Genomic DNA, 25,810 nt, shown 5'->3' with positions numbered 1-25,810 from the left:
TCTCAGGCGTGACACAAATTATCCTATATGACACAAAGTGTCATAGGCAAGCCTGTAGGTCCGGGAAAAACACGCGGCATGTCTAACCGACTGAAATTGTTGAGAAAGAAACTTGGCATCACCCTTGAGTCGCTGGCTGAAAAATCCGCCATGACCAAGAGCTATCTGTCGAAAGTCGAACGTGGCCTCAATACGCCGTCGATCGCTGCCGCGCTGAAACTGGCGCGGGCGCTGAACGTCAACGTGGAGGAATTGTTCGCCGAAGAGCACGCTGGGCAAAGCCGTTACAGCCTGGTGCGCCAGGGCGAGCGGCAGGCGCTGGTGGGTGATGGGCACGGGCCGGGATATGCGGCGCTGACCACTCAGGTCGGGCAGCGCAGCCTCTTGCCGTTCCTGATCCAGCCACCAAGCGAGTTCAGCGACCCGACCTTCAAGGAGCATCAGGGCGAAGAGTTTCTGTTCGTCCATGCGGGGCAGGTGGAGGTGGACTTCATGAATGAGCGGGTGCTGCTGGAGCAGGGCGATGCACTGCACTTCAACGCCCAGACACCGCACCGCCTGCGTTCGGTGGGCGAACGCCCGGCGCAGTTGCTGGTAGTTGTGCACGACGGCAACGAATGAGGGCCTGGCAATGATCGAGGTGTCGCGGTTCTGGCGGGATCCGGCATTGCCGTTCGTTGAGGCCCGCTGTGTGGGGGACGGGCGCAAGGTGTGCTACGCCGCGCACTCCCACGAGAGTTTCTCGATTGGCGTGATCACGGGGGGGCGGAGCACCTACCAGAGTGGCGGCAAGCAGATCGAGGTGGCTGCCGGCGCCACGGTGCTGATGAACCCTGGTGTCGTCCACACCTGCAATCCGATTACGGGGCTGGGGTGGTCATATCTGATGTTGTTTGTCGATTGGCCGTGGCTGCAGGCGCTTGGGTTTGCCTTGCCAGCGCAAACATGGAGCACCTCGCCCGTACTCTACAACCGCTTGCTGCAACTGTTTGCCGACCTTTTCGATAGCGAACTGGATGACCGGGAAGGGCGCTTGGCGAATCTTTTCAATGAACTGCCAGGCTATCTGAAGGCTATTGCGGGGCCGAGGCAGTCCGAGCATCCTGGCCTGCAGGCGGCAGCGGCGTTCATTCGCGCGCACCGGCTTGACCCGCTGACGCTGGCGGACATCTGTGCAGCCAGCGGTTTGTCCCGGTCTTACCTGATCCGGGCTTTTGGCCAGCAGTTCGGTTTAACGCCACATGGGTACCTGCTCGATCAGCGGGTACAACACGCCAGGGCAGAACTGCGCAGGGGGCGGACGATTGCCGAAGTGGCACTGGAAGCGGGGTTTGCCGACCAGGCGCATCTGCAGCGGGCGTTCAAAAAGCACCTGGCAGCGACGCCTGGGCATTATCGCAATGCAGTGCAGACAATTTCAGATAGCTAGATAGATTGCGCTAGCTATCAGCAACACTGCCAGCCCCCAATTGAGCCGCCGGATGTAGCGCGAATCCAGCAGATACTGGCGAATTACACTTCCGGCCCAAGCCCAGCACGCTATTGAAATAAAACAGATCGGGCCATAGATCCAGGTGAACAACCACAGCAATGGTTGCTCACCGCCGGTGTAGGCGCCCACACCAGCCACTGCCGCGAGCCAGGCCTTGGGGTTCAGCCACTGCATCGCTGCTCCGTGCCAAGCAGAGGGTGCGCGGTGCGGGTGGGTGTCATCCAGCTGACCGACATCCCTGGCCAGCTTCCAAGCCATGTAGAGCAGAAATGCCACGCCACCCCAATGCAGCGCCACGGCCAGCACCGGCCAGCTCAACAGCAACTCGTGCACCCCCAGGCCAACCAGTACCAACAGCAGGCAGAAGCCCAGCGTTGCTCCCGCCACATGCCACAGGCTCGCCCGCAGGCCATGCCGCGCGCCGCTGGCGAGGGCAACAACGTTCACCGGACCGGGTGAAATTGATGCGGCAAGCGCGAAAGCGGCCATGGAAAGGGACAGGTTCATTGGCGATACTCCGAGGGTTGAATGATGCTTCCAACTTACCGACTGAGCGCGGCAGGGTATTGAAGAAAAGTCCCCAGTGATCTGTTACAGGTTTTGTAATAGTTTCGCGCTATCTGAAAAACCTGCTGTGCTTGTAGGATCACCTTCCCAATTTTCTATTCAGGTCCCTATGAGCACCTTCGCGGAGCCCCCCAGTCCTCGGCCTTTCCGGCCATCCTCCCGCCGTCTTCGTGACGCTTCCTTCGAGAGTACCCGCTAATGGAATGGCTAGCCGACCCCACGGCCTGGCTGGGCCTGTTGACGCTTATCGTCCTCGAGCTGGTGCTGGGTATCGACAATCTGGTGTTTATCGCCATCCTCGCCGACAAGCTGCCACCGCACCAGCGCGACCGCGCACGGGTGATCGGCCTGAGCCTGGCGCTGATCATGCGTCTGGGCCTGTTGGCCAGTATCTCGTGGATGGTCACGCTGACCGCGCCGCTGTTCGAGGTGTTCGGCAAGAGCTTCTCCGGACGTGACCTGATCATGCTGTTCGGTGGTGTGTTCCTGTTATTCAAGGCCACCATGGAATTGCATGAACGCCTTGAAGGCCATGTCACACAGGCCAGCGGTACGCTGCGCCATGCTGCCTTCTGGCCGATCGTGGCGCAGATCGTCGTGCTCGATGCGGTGTTCTCGCTGGATGCGGTGATTACCGCCGTAGGCATGGTCGAAGAACTGTCGATCATGATGATCGCGGTGATCTTCTCGATAGGCATCATGATCGTGGCCAGCAAGCCGCTTACCCGCTTCGTCAATGCCCACCCTACAGTGATCATGCTGTGCCTGGGCTTCCTGATGATGATCGGTTTCAGCCTGACTGCCGAAGGCCTGGGCTTCCACATTCCGAAAGGCTATCTGTACGCAGCCATTGGTTTCTCGATCCTTATCGAGATGTTCAACCAGTTGGCCCGCGCTCGCCGCAAGCGCAGCTTGCAGCAGCACCGGCCGCTGCGTGAGCGCACCGCGCACGCCGTGTTGCGCTTGCTGGGCGGGCGTAGGGTCGAAGCAGACGAGGTAGGTGAGGAAATCGCCGATCTGGTCGAAGGTGGCGAGGAACACGTGCTTTTCGACCGCCGTGAGCGGGTGATGATCAGTGGTGTGCTGAACCTGGCCGAGCGGCCGATTCGTACGGTGATGACTGCCCGTGCCGAAGTCGATGTGATCGACCTGGCGCAGCCTGCGGCGGCCATCACCGAGGCGCTGGCCAACTCGCCGTACTCGCGCCTGCCGTTGATTCGCGACGGCCGTATCGATGAGCCCGTGGGCTTCGTGCACAAGAAGGAACTGCTCAAGGAGCTGCTATCGGGCAGCCAACCGGACCTCGAACGCATGGCCCGGGCGCCGTTGAACCTGCTTGAGAGTTTCAGCATTCTCAACGCGTTGGAGCAGATGCGCAGCCAGTCCACGCACATCGCCTTCGTGGTCAACGAGTTCGGTGATTTCACCGGCCTGCTGACGATGACCGATATCCTTGAGTCGATTGCCGGTGAGCTGCCTGATGCCAGCGAAGTGGAAGGCCCCGGCATCGTCGAAGAGGCGGGTGGGTTTGTCGTCAGTGGTGCGCTGAACCTTAGCCAGGTACAGGCGCGGACCGGTTTCAGCGCCCGCGCCACCGAGGACTACCAGACCCTCGCGGGCCTGGTTATGAGCCTGCTCGATCGCCTGCCGGTGGTCGGCGACCAGCTGGCCTGGAACGGCTGGGACATGACCGTGGTGGCGGTGGAGGAGCGGCGGGTACGCCAGGTACGCCTCAAACCGAACGCCGACGTTGACGCATCAGGTGCTTGAAACCTTCAAGCACCAGCACCAGCACCGCGGCCCAGATCGGCAGGTACGTCAGCCACTGATCCGGGCCGATGGTCTCGCCCAGCAGCAGCGCCACGCCCACCAGCAGCACGGGTTCGACGTAGCTGAGCAGGCCAAAGAGGCTGAACGGTAACAGGCGGCTGGCCAACACGTAGGCGATCAGGGCCGAGGCACTGATCGCCCCGAGCACTGGGATCAAGGCATACAGGCCAGGGTGTTCGAGCAAATCCGAGCTGGACAGCGGCCCCTGGACCACGAAGTACAAGGCCCAGGGCAGCAGCAGGCACATGTCGCACCACAGCCCGCCCAGGTGATCGGTGCGGCAGCGTCGACGCAGGACGAAATAGATCGGGTAACCGATCATCACCAACATGGTTTCCCAGGCAAAGCTGCCGTTCTGGTACAGCTCGTGGCCCACGCCCAGTACTGCAAAACTCACCGCCACCTTTTGCAGGCGTGACAGGCGCTCGCCGTAGACCAGCCGTCCCGTCAACACCATCGCCAAGGGCAGCAAGAAGTAGCCCATCGACACTTCCAGGCTGCGCCCATGCAGCGGCGCCCACAAGAACAGCCACAGCTGCACCCCCATCAACCACGAGGTGCCGACCATGCCCAGCAGCAGCACAGGGGTCTGACGTACGCGCCCGAGCAGCTCGCCGACCCGCTTCCAGTCTTTGCTCACTAGCATGAACAACGTCAGGCAGGGCAGGGTCAGCAGGGTGCGCCAGCCAAAGATCTCTTCGCCATCGAGCGGCGTGAGCAGGGAGGTATAGAAGTACATCACGGCGAACAGGCAGGACGCCGTGACCGAACAGATAATGCCTTTTGACACGAATGCCTCGAACAGGGGAGGTGAGCGGGTGGGTCAGCCGCGCATGATCTCAGGGGGCGTGCCTTGCGGCAACCGCACAATGCCTGGGCGGGCGGCCAAGGCTTGGAGGAACTCGGCCGCAGGCATCGGCCGGGCGAACAGGAAACCTTGCTGGAAGTCCACTCCGTGGCGGGCCAGGTAGTCGCGCTGTGCTTCGGTTTCCACGCCTTCGGCCACAATGCCAAGCCCCAATTTGCCGGACAGCTCGATGATGCTGTCGAGTATGTGCAGCGAAAGCGCATCACCACCGATCATCGCCACGAAGCTTTGATCGATCTTCAGGTAGTCGACCTTGAACTGGCGCAGGTAGTTGAGGCTGGACTGGCCGGTGCCGAAATCGTCCAAAGCGATCATCACGCCCTTGTCGTGCAGCTTTTCGAAGAGTTCCAGGGTAACGGGGGTGGCCTCGATGAGCTTGCGTTCGGTCAGTTCCAGGGTCAGGACAACCCGCCCGGGCGGGAAGTGCTGAAGGAAGGTCTTGCAATCGTCCAGGAGCGCCAGGTCGCGGCAATGGTCGGCCGTGATGTTGATGCCGACATGGAAGCCATCTTCCAGCAGTGTCGCATAAGGCGCCAGGGTCTGCGCCGTGTGTAACATCAGCGCCCGGGTCATTTCGACGATCTGCCCACTGTGTTCGGCGTACGGGATGAACAGATCGGGGCGTACCAAACCTTCATGCGGATGGTTCCAACGCATCAGCACTTCGGCGCCGGCCCAGCGGTAATCGCCCTTGCGTACCACTGGCTGGAAATAGGGCAGGAATTCATCGGCCTCAAGGGCTCGACGCAGCTCGGCGCGAGGTGAATTGGCGCGGCGGATTTGCCAGCGGCACACCGTGCCGGCTGCAACGCCCAGTAATAACAGCAGGCTGAGCAGTGGCGGGTAACGACTGCGCAGTAGCTCGCCGCGTTTGTCGGCGGCGTAACCGCCGTGCACGCTGAATGGGTAGCGTGTCGAACCCAGGGTGATATCGGCGAGCGGGGCAACGGGAGACGGCCCATGCTGCACTAAGCCGTCCTTGCCTATCCAGGCATCGCCAACACGCAATTGCAGCGTTTCGTCAGGGCCGATGAGGCGCAGCGCGGTCAGCAGGTGGTCGCCATCCACGGTGACGATGACGCCGCGTTCGCCATCACTGGCGCGGTAGACCAACAGCGCATGGCCGGGTGTCACCGAGTTGCCATCCATCAGCCATAGCTTGCCATCGGTATAGTCACGGGCATCGACCGGCTCATCGAACTCGCCGAACAATGAAGTGCAATACAGGGTGTTGTTACGGAACAGGTTGGTCGAGCGCACGAAGGCGTTGCGTGTGACCTGGCTGCGCAAGGCGAGCTGAGCTTGCTCGCACGGGCTGCCGGCCAGGGGCAGCAGGGTTTGCGCGGTGCCGGCCAGGCTGTCGAGGATACGCTCGACCTGCTGCACCACCTGCAGTGTCGTGGCCTGGCTGCTGGCGCGCAGTTCGCGTTCGATCTGCCAGTTCATCACCACCAGGCCGAATGCCAAGGGCAGCACGCCAATACCCCATGGCAGCAGGGTGCGCCAGCTCCAGCGGGCGGGGGGAGTTATGCGCAGAGGCATGCTGACCTGATCTTCGTGTAGGGGAATGGGCTGAGAATAGCCGTTTGTCGGCGCCCTCGGCGAACAAACGCGCGACAAAGGAATTTACGCACTGTAGAATCGATTTACGAATACAACAATAAGGTTCTTCTCCTCCGAAGAATCAAACCTCACCGAGATTGGGTCCATATGAAAAACCAAGGGTTCAAGCTGATCATTGGTGACTTCCTCGCCCGCAGCGTGCGTGGTATTCCTTGCGCACCGCCATCGTTTCCTCACATCCCCGGCATTCACTAATATTTCGCTGCAGATGAGGATACGAACATGGCTGACATCTTTGAAAACCCAATGGGCCTGATGGGCTTCGAATTCATTGAGCTGGCTTCGCCGACGCCTGGCGTACTGGAACCGGTCTTCCAGATGATGGGCTTCACCAAGGTAGCTACCCACCGCTCCAAGGATGTGCACCTGTATCGCCAGGGCGGCATCAACCTGATCCTCAATAACGAGCCTAAGAGCGTCGCCTCTTATTTTGCCGCCGAGCATGGCGCTTCGGTGTGCGGCATGGCCTTCCGTGTGCGCAACGCCCATGAAGCCTATGCCCGCGCCCTGGAGCTGGGGGCTCAGCCGGTCGAGATCGAAACCGGCCCGATGGAGCTGCGCCTGCCGGCAATCAAGGGCATTGGCGGAGCGCCGCTGTACCTGATCGACCGTTTCGAGGAAGGTAGCTCGATTTACGACATCGACTTCAACTTCATCGAAGGTGTCGACCGCAACCCAGTGGGGGCAGGCCTGAAGATCATTGATCACCTGACCCATAACGTCTATCGCGGTCGCATGGCTTATTGGGCCGGTTTCTATGAGAAGCTGTTCAACTTCCGTGAAATTCGTTACTTCGACATCAAGGGCGAATACACCGGCCTGACCTCCAAAGCAATGACCGCACCCGACGGCATGATCCGGATTCCGCTCAACGAGGAGTCCTCCAAAGGGGCAGGGCAGATTGAAGAATTTCTGATGCAGTTCAACGGAGAGGGCATCCAGCATGTCGCCTTCCTTACCGACGACCTGATCAAGACTTGGGATGCGCTCAAGGGCTATGGCATGCGCTTCATGACCGCTCCGCCACAGACGTATTACGAAATGCTCGAGGGGCGCTTGCCGGGTCATGGTGAGCCGGTCGACCAGTTGCAGTCCCGTGGAATTCTGCTCGACGGCGCTTCCGAGTCGGGTGACAAGCGGCTGCTGTTGCAGATTTTCTCGGAAACCCTGCTCGGCCCGGTGTTCTTCGAGTTCATCCAGCGCAAGGGTGATGATGGCTTCGGTGAAGGCAACTTCAAGGCGTTGTTCGAATCCATCGAGCGCGACCAGGTGCGTCGCGGTGTGCTCAATGTAGAGTGAGTGTCAGGGCGCGTCGTCACGCTTGGTTGGCGGCGTTGCCCTGTGGTATGCCGCGCCGCCTGAACACGGCCCAGTAGAAAATCGATCCCGTTGCAATCCCGACCAGTACGAGGGAGGGAAGGGTTTGCATCGTGGCCTGGCGTGCCTCCCGAGCACTGAAACCTTGTGCGTATCCGGCCTTGACGGTATAGCCATATTGTTTGGATACACCCGCCTCTACGTGTTCGGCCTGGGAAGGGCGTTCAGCATCGCGGCTGTCGCCAAGGGCCCATAGATATGAATCGCCGAATTCAATAAGTACGGTGAGCCCGCCTTGAAACCTATGCAGTTCATTGCGCAATTGAGTGGCATAGGTGGTCGCGATTGCACTTGAGTCGTCGTGTCGGACTTGGTAACTGAGGATAACCCTGCCCGGGGTAGCCGGTGTGTCGAAAATCAACTGCAGCGGTACTTGTGCATCAGCAAAGTAAGCGTCGTGATAAGTCGGAGTGCCAAGCGTGTTGCAATAGGTATGACGCTTTTCCTGGAGTGCCAGTGAGCGCAGCCCCTCGGTTATGTCGACTTGTTTGAGCAATGTTGCCCGCACTTCCTCACAGGGTGTACCCGCTAGCGCCAAGGCGCTATTGGCCGCAGCATGTAGCCTTTCCAGCGATCGGTCGATAGCGAAGATCGCTTCCTGAACCGAGGAGTGTGAATGTTCGGCAAGTGTTTTTTTCTGCTGGTGGAGCATGGCCATCAGGCCCATTCCTACAGGTACCAAGCCGATTGCCAGTGCCAAAAGCAACTCCATAAAACTTCGACCGGCATAGATGATTTTTGACATAGGCTTTTCCTGATCGTGGGGCTGTCGCAAATGGACGGATTCGGAAAAGTCTATGTACTTGGCGCTGCACATTCTGTAGCCCTAGACCGGGCAGCCACGGACGATTGGGTACATCACGCTGTCAGATTTTTTTTCTTTGCAAGCGCTTCAAGCACTTCAAGTACCTTCTGTGCCAGGTCACTAGTAGATGCCGGATTCTGTCCAGTGATCAGACGATCATCGGTGATCACGAAAGGCTTCCAGGGATCGTCATGTTTGCTGTACATACCTCCTCGCGCGCCCAACTCATTTTCGGTCAGGAATGGAACGACTTTATCCAGTTCTGCGAGATTTTCTTCGGTATTGGAAAAACCAGTAACCTGGAGACCTTTGAGCAGCAACCGATTATCACTGAGCTTGATGTTCAACAAGCCGACCACGCCGTGACAGACAGCGGCAACCACACCGTTGTTTTCGTAGATCTTGCGCGCCAGCTCCTGCAGCGGTGCGTTATCGGGAAAGTCCCACATCACACCATGCCCGCCCGTGTAGAAAATGGCGCAATACTCGTCGGCCTTGGCTTGGCCTGGGCTGAGGGTGGTGCCCAGACGGTTCATGAACGTCTTGTCGTCGTAGTATTGCCAATCCAGCTCTGGGGCCATCTGCAGGCTGTGTGGGTCGACCGGCACATAACCGCCAGTGGGGCTGACATAGTCCACTGTGAACCCTGACTGCTGGACTTTATCGACAAAATGTACAGCCTCACCCAGCCATAAACCGGTGGCCCGGTTCAGGGTTGGATATTTAGCGGTATTGGTCAGCACCACCAGAATCTTCTTGCTCATTACTACACTCCTGTCTGTAGGCAAAACGGGAAAGTCAGTCCATGGAGCAGGGAAGCCTAAACAGCATAGCTGCGCTTCGCAGACACGCAGTGCGAATAGTGGCTCTGTGCTACTGTTGTGAAAACCCATTTCCGTTGTCGACCTTCGGTCGTTCAACTGCGAGTCGGTTCACACGGCTGCTGTTGCATCGGCACATTTTGCAGATGATGATGCGACAAACCTTGAATATCCCAGAGCAAAGGCGGGTACAGCCCCTTGGTCGCTAACGGCAACTTGCACTCACTTTCGCCTCACGGCGCCCAATTGTCCGCCGATGAACCGTCGACAGGCGGCATGGGCGAGGAAATCGCGCATTTCGACTGGCAACAATCCGGCCCAGGTCCGCTGCCTCACTGGCAGGCGCATTTGCGCATCGCGGTCGACATGATGCTCCAATCCCCGTTCCCCAGCGCCGTGGTGTGGGGGCCTGACATGACGGTCATCCACAATGACGCTTATGTGACGCTGCTCGGTGGTCTGGAACATGCTTTGGGTAAGGGCTTTGATGTGCTGTGGGAGAAGGCCTGGGGGAATGTAGGCCCCTGGGTATTCAAGGCCCTGGAGGGCGGGTCCAGCTTCGTCGAGGATCAACCCTTGTGGATCGAGTGCGCTAAAACGGGCAACAAGGCATGGTATGCCTTCAGTTACACGCCCATTCGCGACGAACAACACGACGTGGCTGGGTTTCTGCATACGGTGATCGACACCACCGCCAGTGTCGATGCCCATAGCAAATGGCGCGAGCAGGCGCAGACTTTCGAGCGCCAGCTCAAACGCTATATGAATGATCGCGAATACATATGGCAATTGTCGGGCGATGCCATGATCACCGTTACGCGCGACCTCAAGTTGCAAGCTGCCAACCCCGCCTGGCACCGCATACTGGGCTGGAGCGAGCAGCAAGTGAAAGACTTGCCGATTCTGCAACTGATTCACCCCGCTGACCGTGCCGAGGTGAAAGTTTCAGTGACCGATTTCGTCCGCGATCAGGGTGCCGAGCAGTTCGAAACCCGCATGCGCCATGTGGAGGGGCATTACCGCTGGTTTCGCTGGACGGCCAGTTTTAACGGTACGCTGCTGACTGCGGTAGGGCGGGATATCTCTGCGGACCGCGAGGAGGCCATGCGGCAATCCGAGGACTTGCTACGAAACTCCCAGCGGCTGGAGGCCGTCGGGCAACTTGCAGGTGGCATGGCCCATGAGTTGAACAACTTGTTGTCAGGTATCGGCGGTAGCTTGGAGTTGTTGCAACGTCGCCTCAGTCAAGGGCGCCTGGAGCGTGTCGACAATTATGTGGAGCTGGCCCGCGACTCAGTGCAGCAGGCGATGAATCTGACGCACCGCCTTCTGGCGTTTTCTCGCCATCAGCCGCTCGCGCCCCGCCCCCTGGACATGAACGCCCAGCTTTTGAATTCGGAACCCTTCCTGCGTCAGGCTTTGGGGGCGGAGATGCGCTTGGCGTGGGAAATGGACGTAGAGCCGTGGAACGTCTGCCTCGATATCGCGCAGCTGGAAAACAGCTTGGTCAATTTGTGCGCCAATGCCCGCGACGCATGCCTGGGCCGTGGCAACGTGACCATTCGCACCATCAACACGCGCCTTGCTAGCGCGTTCCCTGACCAGGATGGCCTGCCGCCCGGGGACTATGTTGCCTTGCAGGTGCTGGACGATGGCCATGGCATGCCGGCCAATGATGTGGCCAGAGCTTTCGAACCGTTTTTCACCACCAAGCCTGCCGGGCGAGGCTCTGGGATGGGGCTGCCGATGGTGCATGGATTTGTCGGCCAGTCTGGCGGTTACATCTGGATAGAATCCGTGCAGGACCAGGGCACGAAAGTCTGCATGCTATTCCCGCGTTGCCTCGAGGCGATACCGCCAGTGCCTGCGCCACCCGCGCCGCTGCTGTCGCGGGCAAGCGGGCAGCGCCTGCTGCTGGTCGACGACGAGCATAACCTGCGCTCACTCATGCGCGAGGCGCTTCGTGAGCGTGGTTTCGAAGTATGCGACGTAACAGATGCCAATTCAGCGCTGGAACGGTTCCGTCATGACGGCCCTTTCGACCTGGTCATCACCGACATCGGCTTGCCAGGTGGCTTCAGCGGACGCCAAGTGGCCCGCGCGATGCGCATGATCAACCCAGACCAGAAGATTCTCTTCATCACCGGATACACCGATCATCCGCTGGAACCACAACTGCTGGCGGTGCCCGGTACCGCGCTGATGCTCAAACCCTTCGAGCTGGCAGCGTTGAGCAACCAAGCGTTGCGCTTGCTGATCGACTGAGGCGGTTCAGTTTGCCCCGAGTATCTGCGCGACTTGTTCGCGCAACTGCTTGAGCTCGAATGGTTTGCAGATCAACTGCATGCCTGGCCCGAGGAACCCCTCGCGGGCCATCGCCGTTTCGGCGTAGCCGGTAATGAACAGCACCGGCAACTGCGGACGCAAGGTACGGGCAATCTCCGCCAGTTGGCGACCGTTCATGCCCGGCAAGCCGACATCGCTGATCAGCAGGTCGATGGCCTGGGAAGAGCGCAACACCTGTAACGCTTCGCTGGCATTGCAGGCACTGCGGCAGGGGTAACCCTGCTCCTGCAGGGTGTGGCACAGCAGTTGCCGCACGTGCGGATCGTCTTCGACCAACAGCACGTCGCGACCTTTGCCCGTCGGCTGCGGCGGTACGGGCCTCGGTGCTTGCTGCTGATCAACGTGACGTGGCAGGTAGAGATCCACACGCGTGCCCTGGCCAATCTGGCTGTGCAGTTCCACATGGCCTAGCGACTGTTTGCTGAACCCATACACCATCGACAGGCCGAGGCCGATGCCTTGGCCCACCGGCTTGGTACTGAAGAACGGCTCGAAGGCATGCTCCAGCGTGCTCTGCGACATGCCCTGGCCTTCGTCGATGACGCTGAGGCAAGCATAATCACCATGTGCCAAGCCGCCATCGGCGAACTGCTTGGCCGCTACCTTGCGATTGCTCGCTTCGATGCGCAGCAGACCGCCACTGGGCATGGCCTCCCGGGCATTGACCAGTAAGTTGTCGAGCGCTTCTTGCAGCTGTGTGTTGTCGGCTTGCACTGGCCAAAGGTCTGAGGGAATTTGCAAAGCAAGCGCCACGTGCTGTTCAAGCACTGCTTCCAGCCGTTGGGGTTGCAACAATGCATGCAGGTCGATGCGTTCGCTGTGCAGCGATTGCCTGGAGGAAAATGCCAACAGTCGATGGGTCAGACGCGCCGCTCGGGAGACGGCATCCCGGCCCATGCTGAGGAAGTTCTCGATACCCTGGGTACTGCCTTGTTTCAGACGCCGGTCGATCAGTTCGAAACTGCCGCCAATGCTGGTCAGCAGATTATTGAAGTCATGGGCCACACCACCGGCCAGTTGGCCAATCGCTTCCATCTTGCGGGTTTGATGCATTGCCAGATCAACGGCCTGTTTCTCCGGGGTTCGGGCATCCAGGCGTTGCTGGAGGTCGAGCACCTGATCACGCGCCCTGTACTGTCTACGGCGGCTGCGCAAAGCGAGTGTGATCAAGTCGAGCAACTGTTCTTGTTCGAACGGAATGGCCAGCAGCGTCAGATTGCCAAGCGGATGGTCGGCGGGTGTGAGGGAGGTTGAAGCCTGTGCAGCCTTCGTAAGCAGCACGATCGGCAGATCCGACCAAGGGGGTTGCTGGTCGATGAACCCTTGCAGCAACTCACTATGGCTGCTCTTGAGCGTACTTTCGTCGATGATCGCCAAACCTGCGCCTTCACCAAGACCATCGCGCAGATTGCCGATGTCGGATGAGCACAGGCATTGAATACCCGCGCTCGCCAAGAACATCGAGGTATCCGTGGCGAGTTGCGTAGGTGCCAGAATCAGGGCACGTTCATCCAGCGACAGCGAGCTGGCCAATGCGATTCTCCTTGAAGGCACGACCGTAGGTGGCCAATGCCGTGAGTGGTCCGATACCCTCTGGACCACAGGCATTCACCCAGGGTTCAACCCATCTACAGCCCTTGCTGCAAGAACGGGTCGTCCGGGTTCTGCCGCTCAAGCTCGGCCAGCAGTACCTGGACGTTTTGCAACTGCCCGGTCTCTTTCCAGTACTGGATCAGCAGCACCCGTGCCCGGCGGTTGGCCGGTTGCCGGCTGAGCAGGGTTTCAAGCTGTTTCTGTGCCGCATCGGACTGTTCGAGGTCGTGCAGGGTCACGGCCAGGGTGTAGCGATAATCGGCATTGTCCGGCTCGAGTTCGACGGCCCGCGACAAGGCGAGCAATGCGTACTCGCGCTGTTCATGGCGGATCAGCCAGAGACCGAGCTCGTGTTGCAAAAAGGCTGAATCGGGCCGTAGTACCAGGGCCTTGGCCAGTACTTGCCTGGACTGGTCGTGATGGCCCTGACGCTCCAGCAGGCGTACCTGGGTCGCCAGAGCGTCGGCATTTTCCGGGGCCAGTGCAAGGCTGCGCTGCAGGGCAGTGGCCGCCTGGGCGTAGTCGTTTTCATGCAGGTACAGTCGCGCAAGATGCACCTGGGCCTCGGCATCGTCTGGCTGCTGCTCCAGCGCCTGTTGATACTGCTCCAGCGCGGTCTGCAGCGGCCCGAAGTAGAGCCCGATGGCATCGGGATCAAGGCCGAGCAAGGCATCGACCGCAGCGAAGCGCACGCTTTGCTCATCATCGTCCAGCAATGGCCCCAGCACCAGGCTGCGTTGAGCGGCCGGCAGCAGGCGGCGGATGCTGGCGATGGCTGCGCGGCGCACCAATGGTTCATCGTTTTCCAGGTCCAACTGGGCCAGTTTCAGCGCCTGTGGCGACGGGTAGTTGGGTAACTCCGCGTACAGCGCGGCGCGGCGGATCGGCGCCAGGTCGTCGCGTTGCAGTTGCTGGTACAGTACCCGCGCGGCGCCCGGCTGGCCTTCGTGGGCTTGGCGCAGGGCCTTGGCGTAGCTATGCGCAGGGAGTGCTGGCGCTGTTGGCGGGGGATCTTTGCGCACGTAGAGGATACCGACCGACACCAGGATCAGCAGCAACACGGCGATCAGGTAGCGGTGACGTCTGGGCATCGGGCGGTCCATGGCGGGGGAAAGAGAAAGCTTGGGGCAGATTGCCTTGTGGTGCAAGCCGCATAAAAAAGCCCCGCGGACCAAGGCCAGCGGGGCAAACGGTTGGGGGAGGATCCAACCAAAGGAGTCGTTGCAAAAGCGTAGATCAGCGTGCGCTGGCCACTGTCTCCGGCTGCCAGCCACCGCCCAGGGCCTTGTAGATCGAGACGATGCCGCGATACAGGTCGACTTCGCCCTGCGCCTGGGCGTCTTCGGCGCTCAGCCGTTCACGCTCGGCGTCGAGCAGCACCAGGTAGTCCACCGTGCCTTCGCGGTAGCGCACCGAGGCCAGCTCCGCCGCTTTGCGGCTGGCATCGCTCTGGCGCATCAGCGACAACAGCCGCTGCTGGGTCTTGTCGTAGTCACTGAAGGCGTTGGCCGACTCTTCCAGGGCCAGCAAGACCTGCTGCTCATAGCTGGCCAAGGCACCTTCGGCGTCGGCTTTGGCCCCACGCAGCCGAGCCCGCACGCTGCCCAGATCGAAGGCCGCCCAGGTGATGCTTGGCCCCAGCGCCCAGGCATTGGCCGCCGAGGAACCAATCTGCGAACCGCGCGCGGCGGTAAAACCGAGGAAACCGCTGAGGCTCACCCGGGGGAACAGGTCGGCAGTGGCCACGCCGACATTGGCGGTGGCCGCGGCCAGTTGGCGCTCGGCGCTGCGAATGTCCGGGCGGCGGCGCAGCAGTTCACCCGGGTCGCCCACCGGCAGCGCCTTGGCGATGGCCGGCAAGGCCTTGGGCGAGAGGTCCACGCTCAGCGCGTCCGGGCGCTGGCCGAGCAGGGTGGCGATGCGGTGACGCGCCCGTGCTTGAACCGCTTGCAGCTGTGGCACGGTGGCCTCGACCCCGGCCAGGCGGGCATCGGCCCGCACCACGTCGAGCTCGTTGCCGACCCCAGCGTCGCGCAAGGTCACGGTGATGGTGCGCGATTCCTGCTGGGTCTTGAGGTTGGCCACGGCAATGTTCTCGCGCAGTTGCGCGCCACGCAGCTGGCCGTAGGCATCGACCAGTTCGGCGATCAGGCTGACCTGCAGTTGCTGCAGGTCGGCCTGGGCGGCATCCGCTTGAGCATCGCTGGCTTCGATCTGGCGCTGGATGCGGCCGAACAGGTCGAGCTCCCAGGCCATGTCCAGGCCCAGGTCGTAGCGCTCGCTGTTGACCCGCTGATCGGTCTGGCCAGGGATCTGGCCCTTGCCGATTTCGCTGCTGGCGCGGCTGGTGACCACCGGCAGCTGGTCGTTGGCGGCATCATCGCGAATCGCCCGCGCCGATTTGAGCCGGGCAAAGGCCACGCGCAGGTCGCGGTTGCCGTCCAGCGACGCCTGTACCAGCTGATTCAGCACCGGGTCGTCGAACTGCTTCCACCACACGCTCTCGAAGCGGCTGCGGTCGAAGGCCTTGGCCTGTACAGCGCTGTCGAATTGCGCAGGTTCAGTGGCCGGTGCCTTGTAGTCTGGGCCTACGGCACAGGCCGCGAGGGCCAGTGCCAGCAGGCTCGGGGTCAGGGGCTTGAGCAGGTTCATGCGTGGCTCTCCAGCGATTGAACGCGTGCGGCCTTGCGGGCCTGGCGACGTTCGACGAAACGACGGATCAGGAAGAAGAACACCGGGGTCAAGAACAGGCCGAACACGGTCACGCCGATCATCCCCGAGAACACCGCAACACCCATGGCATGGCGCATTTCGGAACCTGCACCGGAGGAGAACACCAGCGGTACCACGCCCATGATGAAGGCGATCGAGGTCATCAGGATCGGCCGCAGGCGCAGGCGGCAGGCTTCCAGCACCGCAGCCAGCGGGTCGAGGCCCTTGGCCTGTTCATCCTTGGCGAACTCGACGATCAGGATCGCGTTCTTGCACGCCAGGCCCACCAGTACGATCAAGCCGATCTGGGTGAAGATGTTGTTGTCGCCACCCGAGACGATTACCCCGGTAATGGCCGACAGCAGGGTCATCGGCACGATCAGGATCACCGCCAGCGGCAGGCTCCAGCTTTCGTACTGGGCCGCCAGCACCAGGAACGCCAGCAGCACGCACAGCGGGAACACCAGCAGCGCAGTGTTGCCGGAGAGGATCTGCTGGTAGGTCAGGTCGGTCCACTCGAAGGTCATGCCGTTGGGCAGTTCCTCTTTCAGCAGCTTCTCGATGGCCGCCTCGGCCTGGCCGGAACTGTAGCCTGGGGCGGCAGCACCGTTGATTTCCGCGGTGATGAAGCCGTTGTAGTGCATCACGCGGTCAGGCCCGGAGGTGTCGCTGACCTTGAGGAAGGTCGCCAGCGGGATCATCTCGCCCAGGTTGTTGCGCACCTTCAGCTGGCCGATCTGCTCGGCGTCGAGGCGGAACTGCTGTTCGGCCTGGACGTTGACCTGGTAGGTGCGGCCAAAGCGGTTGAAGTCGTTGGTGTACAGCGAACCCAGGTAAACCTGCAGGGTGTCGAAGATGTCGGTGATCGCCACGCCGTGGGTCTTGGCCTTTTCCCGGTCGATGGCGGCATCGACCTGCGGCACGTTGACCTGGTAGCTGGTGAACAGGCCCGCCAGCTCCGGCACGTTGTGGCTCTTGGCGATGATGTTCTGGGTTTCCTTGTACAGCGCTTCGTAGCCCAGGTTGCCACGGTCCTCGATCTGCAGGCGGAAACCGCCGATGGTGCCCAGGCCCTGTACCGGCGGCGGTGGGAAGATCGCGATGTAGGCGTCCTGGATGTCGGCGAACTGGGCGTTCAGCGCGGCGGCGATGGCGGCTGCCGACTGGCTCGGGTCCTTGCGCTCATCGAACGGCTTGAGCGGGGTGAACACGATGCCGCTGTTCGGGCTGTTGGTGAAACCGTTGATCGACAGGCCCGGGAAGGCCACCGAGTCGGCAACGCCCGGCTGCTTCAGGGCGATTTCGCTCATGCGCTTGATCACCGCCTCGGTACGGTCGAGGCTGGCGGCGTCCGGCAGTTGGGCGAAGGCCACCAGGTACTGCTTGTCCTGGGCCGGGACGAAGCCGGTCGGGGTGGACGAGAAGCCCAGGTAGGTCAGGCCCATCAGGCCGGCATAGACGAACAGGGCGATGCCGCTGGAACGGATGACCCGGCGCACGCCGCCGACATAACTGTGGCTGGCACGGTCGAAGAAGCGGTTGAACGGCGAGAACAACCAGCTTCCCAGCAGTTTGTCGAGGAACCGCGAGAAACGGTCCTTGGGCGCGTGATGGTCCTTGAGCAGCACCGCAGCCAACGCCGGCGACAGGGTCAGCGAGTTGAACGCCGAAATCACGGTGGAGATGGCGATGGTCAACGCGAACTGTTTGTAGAACTGCCCGGTAAGGCCGGAAATGAACGCGGCAGGTACGAACACCGCGCACAGCACCAGGGCGGTGGCGATGATCGGCCCGGTCACTTCGCTCATGGCCTTCTGCGTGGCCTCCAGCGGTTTCAGGCCCAGCCCGATATTACGTTCGACGTTCTCCACCACGACGATGGCGTCGTCCACCACGATCCCGATGGCCAACACCAGCCCGAACAGCGACAGGGCGTTGAGCGAGAAGCCGAACAGGTGCATCACCGCAAAGGTCCCGATCAGCGACACCGGCACAGCCAACAACGGGATGATCGAGGCGCGCCAGGTCTGCAGGAACAGGATCACCACCAGCACCACCAGCACCAGCGCTTCGAACAGGGTGTGCACCACCGCTTCGATGGAACCACGCACGAAGATGGTCGGGTCATAGACGATGCTGTAGTCCATCCCTTCCGGGAAGTCCTTCTTCAGCTCGGCCATTTTCGCCCGCACTTCGTCGGAGATCTCGATGGCGTTGGAGCCTGGGCGCTGGAAGATCGGGATCGCCACCGCTGGCTGGTTGTTCAGCAGCGAGCGCAGGGCGTACTGGCTGGAGCCGAGTTCGACCCGGGCGATGTCCTTCAGGCGGGTTATTTCGCCATCAGCACCGGCACGGATGATGATGTTCTCGAATTCTTCCTCGTTGACCAGACGGCCCTGGGTATTGATCGACAGCTGGAAGCTGGTCGAGCCGGGGGCGGGCGGGGCGCCCAGCTGGCCGGCAGCGACCTGGCGGTTCTGCTCGCGGATGGCCGCGACCACGTCACTGGCGGTCAGGTTGCGCGAAGCGGTCTTGTTCGGGTCGAGCCACACGCGCAGCGAGTAGTCGCCCATGCCGAACAGCTGCACATCGCCCACGCCACCCAGGCGCGCCAGCTCATCCTTGATGTTGAGAATGGCGTAGTTGGACAGGTAGAGCATGTCGTAGCGGTTGTCCGGCGAGGTCAGGTGCACGACCATGGTCAAGTCGGGCGACGCCTTGTCGACGGTGATACCGATACGCGTCACTTCCTCCGGCAGCTTGGGCTGGGTGCGGGTCACGCGGTTCTGCACCTGCACCTGGGCGTTGTCCAGGTCGGTGCCCAGGGCGAAGGTGATAGTCAGGGTCAGCTTGCCGTCGGCGGTGGACTGCGAGGACATGTACAGCATGTTCTCGACACCGGTAATCGCCTGTTCCAGTGGCGCGGCGACGGTTTCGCCGATCACCTTCGGGTTGGCGCCGGGGAAGTTGGCGCGCACCACCACGGTAGGCGGAACCACTTCCGGGTATTCGCTGATCGGCAGTTGGAACAGCGAAATGGAACCGGCGATCAGCAGCACCAGCGACAGCACCGCGGCGAAGATCGGCCGGGTAATGAAAAATTTTGAAAAGTTCATCGGTGTGGTCCCTTAACCGCGTGGCGCCTGGGCGCTGGCGACTTTCTCAGTGGAGCCCGCTACTTTCTGCGCCGGGTTGCTGGCTTCGAGGGCCTGGCGCTGCTGGGCGAGGGCGGCGAGGGTCTGTTCGCTGGCCATTGCTGTTTCTTCCGGAGTGACTTGCGAACCAGGGCGCACGCGCTGCAGGCCCTTGACCACGATGCGGTCGTCCTTGGCCAGGCCACTGCGCACGATGCGCAGGCCTTCGAGCTTCGGCCCCAGTTCTACGGCGCGGTAAGCGGCCTTGTTGTCCTTGTCCATGACCAGCACGAACTTCTTGCCAAGGTCGGTGCCCACGGCTTCGTCGTTGATCAGCACGGCGTCGTACTGGGCGCTGCCGACCAGCTTCAGGCGTGCGTACAGGCCGGGGGTGAATTGGCCGTCACGGTTGTCGAACACGGCGCGGCCACGGATGGTGCCGGTGCGCGGGTTGACCTGGTTGTCGACGAAGTTCATCTGGCCCAGGTGCGGGTTGCCGGTTTCGTTGGTCAGGCCCAGGTACACCGGGGTGGCCTGGCCGCGCTGGCCTTCACGCGCCAGCTGGGTGTACTTGAGGTACACGCGCTCGTCGGCGTCGAAATAGGCGTAGACCTTGTCGGTGGAGACCACGCTGGTCAGCGGGGTGACATCGGCGCTGACGATATTGCCGGCGGTGTACTGGGCGCGGCTGACGCGGCCGCTGATCGGCGCGGTGACGCGGGTGAAGCTGAGGTTCAGGCGGGCCAGGTCGAGCTGAGCCTGGATCGCATCGACACCGGCGCGAGCTTCGGCGGCGGCGCTGCTGCGCGATTCGGCCAGCTCGGCGGAGATGGCATTGCTGTCCCGCAGGCGCTCGCCACGACGGGCTTCGTTGGCGCTGCGGATGGCGGTGGCCTTGGCCTGTTGCAGTTGCGCTTCGAGGCGTCGCACTTCGGCCTGGAACGGGCGAGGGTCGATCTGGAACAAGAGGTCGCCTTTCTTGACCTGGGCACCTTCGGTGAAGCCGACCTGATCGATCTGGCCGGAAACCCGTGGGCGCACTTCCACGGTTTCCGGCGCTTCCAGGCGGCCGGTGAATTCGTCCCATTCGTTGATCGGCTGTTCGATCACCTTGGCCACGGTGACTTTGGGCGCGGCGGGAGCCTGCACGGCGTCTGGGGTTCGACCGCAAGCGCTGAGCACCACCACTGCCAGGGCAGCGAGGGGAAAGCGCAAGGGTTTGAGTGAGTGGTCCATGGAGAACTCCGCCAAGATATTAGTAGTGGGCGGAGTGTGAGTGCCTTGCGCGTGACGCACGAATCGAACGCAGCGAAGGTTATTATCACGGGCAATGATATCTCTGGATATTTCATCGATGTCGGGCATGGTAGGGTGCCTGCGCCGGCCCCGCGAAGAGGCCGGCCCTGATACCCCGCATATGACCCAAGGCCTCACCGTGACCAGTACCGCTCAATTCCCCAGGCCTCTCGGCATCGTCTGCCTGGGCATCCTGCAAATCCTGGTTTGGGGTGGTTCGTTCTTCCTCATGGCGGTGATGGCCGACCCCATCAGCCGTGACACCGGCTGGCCCAGCCAGTGGGTGTACGGCGCGCTGTCGCTGAGCCTGATGGTTTCCGCCCTGTTCGCTCCGCTGTCCAGCCGCTTGGTCGCTCGCTACGGCGGCCGTCCGCAAATGGCGGCCAGCGGTGCGGTGGTGGCGGTGGGTTTGTTGATAATGGCCGCCAGCCACAGCCTGGCGTTATTCATGCTGGCGTGGGCAGTGATCGGCATGGGCATGGCCATGGGGCTGTACGAAGCCTTGTTCGCCACCCTGGGTGGGCTCTACGGCGAAGGTGCAGGCAAAGCCATTACGGGCATCACACTGATTGCGGGCTTTGCCTCGACCCTGTCTTGGCCGACGGTGGCATTGGCGATCGAGCACTTGGGTTGGCGGATGACTTGCGTGTGCTATGCGGTCGTCCTGTTGCTGGTGGTGGCGCCCCTGTATTGGCGGGTGTTGCCGCCGGGCGGGCAAGTCGAGGTGCGCAAGGCGCAGGAAAGCGGCGCCACATTGGGGGTAGATCGCCAGCTCTACCTGCTGCTGACCAGTATGTTCGCCATCGGTGCGATCATCATGACGGCGATTGCCGTGCACCTGGTCGCCGTGCTTCAGGGCCTTGGCCACTCGCTGCCAGTGGCGATCGGCCTAGCGGCCATGCTCGGCCCCAGCCAGGTGGCATCGCGGGTGCTGCAAATCCTCGCGGGCAAGCGCCATCCGATCTGGACAGCGCTGGCCTGGGTCAGCCTGGTGCTGGTCGGCTTGCTGCTGGTGACGCTGGTGCCAGCGGCCACGGCGATCGGGCTGCTGGTGTTCGGGTGCGGTAATGGTTTGCGCGCGATCGTGCGCGGGCTGCTGCCGCTGGCGATGATGCCGCCCGCGCAATATGTGCTGCTGATGGGACGCATGTCGCGGCCATCGCTGATCGGGCAGGCGTTGACACCGCTGGTGGGCGGCTACCTGTTCGAGCACTTTGGTTCGATGGGGGTACTGCTCACCTTGTGCCTGCTGGCGTTGGTCAACGTGGTGCTGGTGGGGATTGTGATGCGGCGGGTGCGTGGCCAGTAGGTTGTCGCTCGGCCACGGCGCGTAGTGTTCTGAGCGTGACCACCGGCGCATCCACCACGAAGCGGTTGGCCAGCCACCCCGGCACATCGCCAGCCGGGTCGGCCTGCAGCTGATAGGTCACCTCGGTCTCCCGCTCGCCTAAGGGCTTCATGATCCACTCGCCGCTCAGGCGCTGTACGCGGATGAGTCCTGCCTGCTCCGGCAGCTTTCCAGGATCGGCACTCAGGTGCCGCACCAGGGTGCCGTCATCCAGGCGTTCGCTGGTCACCTTCAGGACCATGTCCCGTGGCAAGGTCGGCCAGGGCAGGTTGGTGGTCAAGTAGACCCAGGTGCTGTCGCCGTCGACTTCCAGCAAGCGCATCTGTTCGCAGGCATACAACCACTTGCAGGCCACACGCAGGTTTTCCTGCAGGTCGGTGAGTGTGCGCACGTTGGCTTTCATGGTGCTGACACCACGGAACTGCTGGTAGGGTGAATCACCGGCAGCGCGCAGGTAGACGCGAATGCCTTCACGGTCGTAGGCCAGGTTCCAGTCGTCCGCGGCCTGGGCACAAGTGCACATCAGCAGGACGGACAGCAGGAGGCTGCGGTTCATGGCGAGCACCGCGCGGTGGGTAAGTTTTCGAGTATGCGCGGCAAACACAAAGCCCGCCAGGTGGCGGGCTTCGTTTAAGCAGTCAGGACTTAGCGCTGTGGGTTCAGCGTCAGGTGCACGTGACGGTTCACATCTTTGTACAGCAAGTAGCTGAAGTTGCCTGGGCCGCCGGCATAGCAGGCTTGCGGGCAGAAGGCGCGCAGCCACATGAAGTCGCCGGCTTCCACTTCGACCCAATCCTGGTTCAGGCGGTATACGGCTTTGCCTTCCAGCACGTACAGGCCGTGCTCCATGACGTGGGTTTCGGCGAACGGAATCACGCCGCCAGGTTGGAAGGTGACGATGTTGACGTGCATGTCGTGGCGCATGTCGGCCATGTCAACGAAGCGGGTGGTTTTCCAGCGGCCTTCGGTGCCCGGCATTTCGATGACGGTGGCGTTGTCGCGGTGGGTAACGAACGACTCAGGGATGTCCAGGCCTTCGACCTTCTGGTAGTGCTTGCGCAGCCAGTGGAAGGTGACGTTGGACTTGCTGTTGTTGCGCAGGCTCCACTCGGCACCCGGAGCGAGGAAGGCGTAGCCGCCCTGGCCGAGGGTGTGGTGTTTGCCTTCGACGGTAATGTCGATTTCGCCTTCGACGACGAACACCACCGCTTCGGCGTTGGGGTCCAGCTCAGGACGCTCGCTGCCGCCTTCCGGGGCCACTTCGACGATGTACTGGGAGAAGGTTTCGGCAAAACCGGTCAGCGGGCGGGCGATGACCCACATGCGCATCTTGTCCCAGAACGGCAAGTGGCTGGTGACGATGTCACGCATCACGCCTTTGGGGATGACGGCATAGGCTTCGGTGAACATGGCACGGTCAGTCAGCAGCTCGGTTTGAGCCGGGTGCCCACCGTGGGGGGCGAAGTAGGAGTGATTCGACATGAACGATCTCGACTTGTTGTTCTCTCCCCATGCCTTGGACCACACCGGCCGGTGCGTGCAGGGGATGCACGGACAGCATAGGGGCCAGCCCGTGGTATCCACAAATTAAATGTTGAAATACCCGGTATTTGCTTACTGAATGTGAACCTGGCGTCCAGCATGGGCTTCGGGCAAGTGGTCGCCTTGGCCGAACAACTTGTGGCGCAGGGTGCCGTCGCTGTAGCTCAGCGGGTAGCGGCCGCGGCGTTGCAGCTCGGGTACCAGCAGCTCGACGACATTGGCCAGGTCGTCCGGTTGCACGGCATAGGTCAGGTTGAAACCATCGATGCCGGTCTGGTCGAGCCAGCTTTCCAGCTGGTCGGCGATCTCGCTGGCGCTGCCCACCAGCACCGGACCACGGCCACCGAGGCCTATGAACTCGGCCGCTTCACTTACGGTCCAGCGACGGTTCGGGTCGGCGGCGGTGAAGGCGGCCAACGCGGCGCGGCCGGCGTCGTTCTCGACGTATTCGATGTAGGTGTCCGGGTCGAGGCCGGCAAAGTCGATGCCAGTCCAGCCCGACAGCAGGGCAAGGGCGGCGTCCAGGTCGACATAGCGGCGGTATTCGGCAAAACGCTCTTGAGCTTGCTTGGTGGTCGGGGCGACGATCAACAGTGCCTGCGCATAGATCAACACTTCATCGCGACCGCGCCCAGCCACTTCATTGGCTTGACGGATGCCATCGGCATAGCGGCGCAACACGGTGGGCGTCGGCCCGCTGATGAACACGCATTCGGCATGTTTGGCGGCGAACTGCTGGCCGCGCGCCGAGGCGCCGGCCTGGAACAATACCGGCGTGCGCTGCGGTGAGGGCTGGCACAGGTGCATGCCGGGCACCTGGAAGTGCTCGCCGGCATGACTGATGGCGTGCACCTTGGACGGCTCGATGTAGCGGCCGGTTCCCCGTTCCAGCAGCACGGCGTCGTTGTCCCAGCTTTTTTCCCAGAGCTTGTACAACACCTCCAGGTATTCCTCGGCCAAATCGTAGCGCTGGTCGTGCCCGAGCTGGCGGGCCAGGCCCAGGTTGCGCGCGGCGCTGTCCAAGTAGCCGGTGACGATGTTCCAGCCGACCCGGCCATTGCTCAGGTGATCGAGCGTGGACATGCGCCGGGCGAAGGGGTAGGGATGCTCGTAGGTGAGCGAGAAGGTCACGCCAAAACCCAGGTGTTCGGTGACCCCGGCCATCGCCGGCACCAGCAATAGCGGGTCGTTGACCGGCACCTGCACGCCACCACGCAGGGCCGCCTCGGGGCCGCCCTGGTAAACGTCGTAGATGCCCAGCACATCGGCAATGAACAGCGCATCGAACAATCCGCGCTCCAGCAGGCGCGCCAGGTCGGTCCAGTAGTCCAGGCGGTTGAAGGCCACGCTGGTATTGCGCGGGTGACGCCACAGGCCAGGCGACTGGTGGCTGGCGGCGTTCATGCTGAAGGCGTTGAAACGGATGGGGCGGGGCATCGCGAGGGTTCTCCGCTCAAGGCAGTACGGAAGCCGGGTAGACCGCATCGGCCACCTGCAGCTTGTGCGGGATCAGGCCCAGGCCCTGGAAGGTGTCGGCCAGCTTCTGCTGTTCGGCGACGATCTGCGGGGTGATGGCCACGGCGTTGTAGTTGCGTCGCTGGCTGGCGACTTCCAGCACGCTGGCGTTGATGCCCAGTTGCGGCGCCAGCAGGGCGGCGACTTCGGTGGGTTTGGCATTGGCCCACTGGCTGACCTTGCCCAGTTCGGCGAAGAAGGTCTTGAGCAGGTCGCGGTGCTGGTCGGCGAAGGCGGCGGTAGACAGGTAGAAGGTTCGGTTGTTGGACAGCCCGCTGCCATCGCGCAGGCTCTTCAGGCCTGGCTGGCTTTGCGCGGCGGCGAGGAACGGGTCCCACAGGGTCGCGGCCTGGACGCTGCCCGACTGCAGCGCAGCGACCGCATCGGCGGCATTGTTGACATAGGCCGGGGTGATGTCTTTGTAGCTCAGGCCAGCCTGCTCCAGCGCGACGGCCAGAAGGTACTGAGCGTTCCAGCCGCGGCCGGTGGCCACGCGCTTGCCTTTGAGGTCCTGCACGCCGCTGAGGTGATCCTGCTCGCGCACCACCAGCCCGATACCGTTAGGATAGGGCTGTTCGGCGGCGAGGTAGACCACTGGCTTGCCCGCAGCTTGGGCGAATACCGAAGGCGCATCGGCGGCATGGCCGAGGTCGATGGCGCCCGTGCTCAGGGCTTCGAGCAGTTGCGGGCCGGCGGCGAACTCGTGCCAGCTGACCTTCACGCCCTGTGGAGCCAGGGCCTTTTCCAGCGCGCCGCTGCCTTTGAGGATGTTGATGCTGTTGAACTTCTGGTAGCCGATGCGCAGGGTTTTGGCGTCATCGGCGAGTGCGTTGGACCAGGGCAGCAGGGCGCTGGCGACGGTGGCCAGAAGCCCGCCGACGAGCAAACGGCGTAAGGGAGAAAAAGCACGGGTGGGCATGGGCGCAATCCTTTAACTGGGT

20 protein-coding genes are annotated in these 25,810 nt (G+C 62.1%); 6 read left to right on the top strand and 14 right to left on the bottom strand.

Annotated features, from left to right (window positions below):
- Window positions 1-78: 78 nt before the first annotated feature.
- Entirely contained in the window at window positions 79-621 is a 543-nt protein-coding gene (locus ACIQUF_RS05835; protein ID WP_403129386.1) for a helix-turn-helix domain-containing protein, read from the top strand.
- A 10-nt stretch (window positions 622-631) separates the two neighbouring features.
- Window positions 632-1,429 carry an AraC family transcriptional regulator gene (locus ACIQUF_RS05830; RefSeq protein ID WP_403129384.1) on the top strand — a complete coding sequence of 266 codons (798 nt, stop codon included), beginning with the start codon at window positions 632-634 and terminating at the stop codon, window positions 1,427-1,429.
- On the opposite strand, the gene ACIQUF_RS05825 is transcribed toward ACIQUF_RS05830, so the two are convergent.
- Window positions 1,418-1,999, bottom strand: coding sequence for a LysE family translocator (locus ACIQUF_RS05825; protein ID WP_403129383.1), 582 nt, complete (start codon window positions 1,997-1,999; stop codon window positions 1,418-1,420). The genes ACIQUF_RS05830 and ACIQUF_RS05825 overlap by 12 nt on opposite strands.
- A 258-nt stretch (window positions 2,000-2,257) precedes the next feature.
- Here ACIQUF_RS05825 and ACIQUF_RS05820 point away from each other — a divergent pair, with 258 nt between their 5' ends.
- Window positions 2,258-3,829, top strand: a complete 1,572-nt coding sequence (locus ACIQUF_RS05820; RefSeq protein ID WP_403129381.1) for a TerC family protein — start codon at window positions 2,258-2,260, stop codon at window positions 3,827-3,829.
- Here the strand turns inward: ACIQUF_RS05820 and rarD are convergent.
- Window positions 3,792-4,679, bottom strand: a complete 888-nt coding sequence (gene rarD / locus ACIQUF_RS05815; protein WP_403129379.1) for an EamA family transporter RarD — start codon at window positions 4,677-4,679, stop codon at window positions 3,792-3,794. The genes ACIQUF_RS05820 and rarD overlap by 38 nt on opposite strands.
- A 33-nt stretch (window positions 4,680-4,712) precedes the next feature.
- On the bottom strand, window positions 4,713-6,299 hold the full coding sequence (locus ACIQUF_RS05810; protein ID WP_403129378.1) for an EAL domain-containing protein: 1,587 nt from the start codon (window positions 6,297-6,299) through the stop codon (window positions 4,713-4,715).
- A gap of 303 nt (window positions 6,300-6,602) precedes the next feature.
- Between ACIQUF_RS05810 and hppD the strand changes: the two genes are divergently transcribed.
- Window positions 6,603-7,679: a 4-hydroxyphenylpyruvate dioxygenase gene (gene hppD / locus ACIQUF_RS05805; protein WP_403129376.1), complete on the top strand. Its 1,077-nt coding sequence runs from the start codon at window positions 6,603-6,605 to the stop codon at window positions 7,677-7,679.
- Between the two features lie 16 nt (window positions 7,680-7,695).
- Here hppD and ACIQUF_RS05800 read toward each other — a convergent pair whose 3' ends face one another.
- Together ACIQUF_RS05800 and ACIQUF_RS05795 are read right to left on the bottom strand one after the other, a co-directional pair.
- Window positions 7,696-8,502, bottom strand: coding sequence for a CSS-motif domain-containing protein (locus ACIQUF_RS05800; protein ID WP_403129374.1), 807 nt, complete (start codon window positions 8,500-8,502; stop codon window positions 7,696-7,698).
- Window positions 8,503-8,615: 113 nt separating this feature from the next.
- Entirely contained in the window at window positions 8,616-9,326 is a 711-nt protein-coding gene (locus ACIQUF_RS05795; RefSeq protein ID WP_403129372.1) for a type 1 glutamine amidotransferase domain-containing protein, read from the bottom strand.
- Between the two features lie 333 nt (window positions 9,327-9,659).
- On the opposite strand from ACIQUF_RS05795, the gene ACIQUF_RS05790 reads away from it, so the two are divergent.
- Complete coding sequence (locus tag ACIQUF_RS05790; RefSeq protein ID WP_403130299.1) at window positions 9,660-11,648, top strand: response regulator; 1,989 nt, start codon at window positions 9,660-9,662, stop codon at window positions 11,646-11,648.
- Window positions 11,649-11,654: 6 nt separating this feature from the next.
- On the opposite strand, the gene ACIQUF_RS05785 is transcribed toward ACIQUF_RS05790, so the two are convergent.
- From ACIQUF_RS05785 to mexE, 5 genes are all read right to left on the bottom strand, one after another.
- On the bottom strand, window positions 11,655-13,262 hold the full coding sequence (locus ACIQUF_RS05785; protein ID WP_403129370.1) for a response regulator: 1,608 nt from the start codon (window positions 13,260-13,262) through the stop codon (window positions 11,655-11,657).
- 95 nt (window positions 13,263-13,357) lie between these two features.
- Window positions 13,358-14,413, bottom strand: a complete 1,056-nt coding sequence (locus tag ACIQUF_RS05780) for a tetratricopeptide repeat protein (protein ID WP_403129368.1) — start codon at window positions 14,411-14,413, stop codon at window positions 13,358-13,360.
- A gap of 145 nt (window positions 14,414-14,558) precedes the next feature.
- Complete coding sequence (locus ACIQUF_RS05775) at window positions 14,559-15,974, bottom strand: efflux transporter outer membrane subunit (protein WP_403129366.1); 1,416 nt, start codon at window positions 15,972-15,974, stop codon at window positions 14,559-14,561.
- The gene (locus tag ACIQUF_RS05770) at window positions 15,971-19,150 is read right to left on the bottom strand and encodes an efflux RND transporter permease subunit (protein ID WP_400803503.1); all 3,180 of its coding nucleotides are present in this window, start codon (window positions 19,148-19,150) and stop codon (window positions 15,971-15,973) included. Before ACIQUF_RS05770 ends, ACIQUF_RS05775 begins: the two co-directional genes overlap by 4 nt.
- A 12-nt stretch (window positions 19,151-19,162) precedes the next feature.
- On the bottom strand, window positions 19,163-20,404 hold the full coding sequence (mexE, locus tag ACIQUF_RS05765) for a multidrug efflux RND transporter periplasmic adaptor subunit MexE (protein WP_400803505.1): 1,242 nt from the start codon (window positions 20,402-20,404) through the stop codon (window positions 19,163-19,165).
- Window positions 20,405-20,654: 250 nt separating this feature from the next.
- On the opposite strand from mexE, the gene ACIQUF_RS05760 reads away from it, so the two are divergent.
- Window positions 20,655-21,773: an MFS transporter gene (locus tag ACIQUF_RS05760; RefSeq protein WP_403130296.1), complete on the top strand. Its 1,119-nt coding sequence runs from the start codon at window positions 20,655-20,657 to the stop codon at window positions 21,771-21,773.
- Here ACIQUF_RS05760 and ACIQUF_RS05755 read toward each other — a convergent pair.
- The 4 genes from ACIQUF_RS05755 to ACIQUF_RS05740 all read right to left on the bottom strand — a co-directional run bounded on the left by ACIQUF_RS05755 (window position 21,724) and on the right by ACIQUF_RS05740 (window position 25,788).
- The gene (locus tag ACIQUF_RS05755) at window positions 21,724-22,368 is read right to left on the bottom strand and encodes an START domain-containing protein (protein ID WP_403129363.1); all 645 of its coding nucleotides are present in this window, start codon (window positions 22,366-22,368) and stop codon (window positions 21,724-21,726) included. The genes ACIQUF_RS05760 and ACIQUF_RS05755 overlap by 50 nt on opposite strands.
- Before the next feature lie 89 nt (window positions 22,369-22,457).
- A complete protein-coding gene (locus ACIQUF_RS05750) occupies window positions 22,458-23,294 on the bottom strand; it encodes a bifunctional allantoicase/(S)-ureidoglycine aminohydrolase (RefSeq protein WP_403129361.1) in 837 nt (278 codons plus the stop codon).
- A 132-nt stretch (window positions 23,295-23,426) separates the two neighbouring features.
- Complete coding sequence (locus ACIQUF_RS05745; protein ID WP_403129359.1) at window positions 23,427-24,791, bottom strand: LLM class flavin-dependent oxidoreductase; 1,365 nt, start codon at window positions 24,789-24,791, stop codon at window positions 23,427-23,429.
- Between the two features lie 16 nt (window positions 24,792-24,807).
- Entirely contained in the window at window positions 24,808-25,788 is a 981-nt protein-coding gene (locus tag ACIQUF_RS05740) for an aliphatic sulfonate ABC transporter substrate-binding protein (protein WP_403129357.1), read from the bottom strand.
- Window positions 25,789-25,810: the final 22 nt, after the last annotated feature.

Origin of the sequence: Pseudomonas sp. NPDC090233 (genome assembly GCF_044772285.1) — a bacterium.
In the GTDB taxonomy this organism is placed as follows: Bacteria; Pseudomonadota; Gammaproteobacteria; order Pseudomonadales; family Pseudomonadaceae; genus Aquipseudomonas.
Note: the sequence above shows the minus strand (reverse complement) of the source record. Positions and strands in the feature narration are given on the sequence as shown.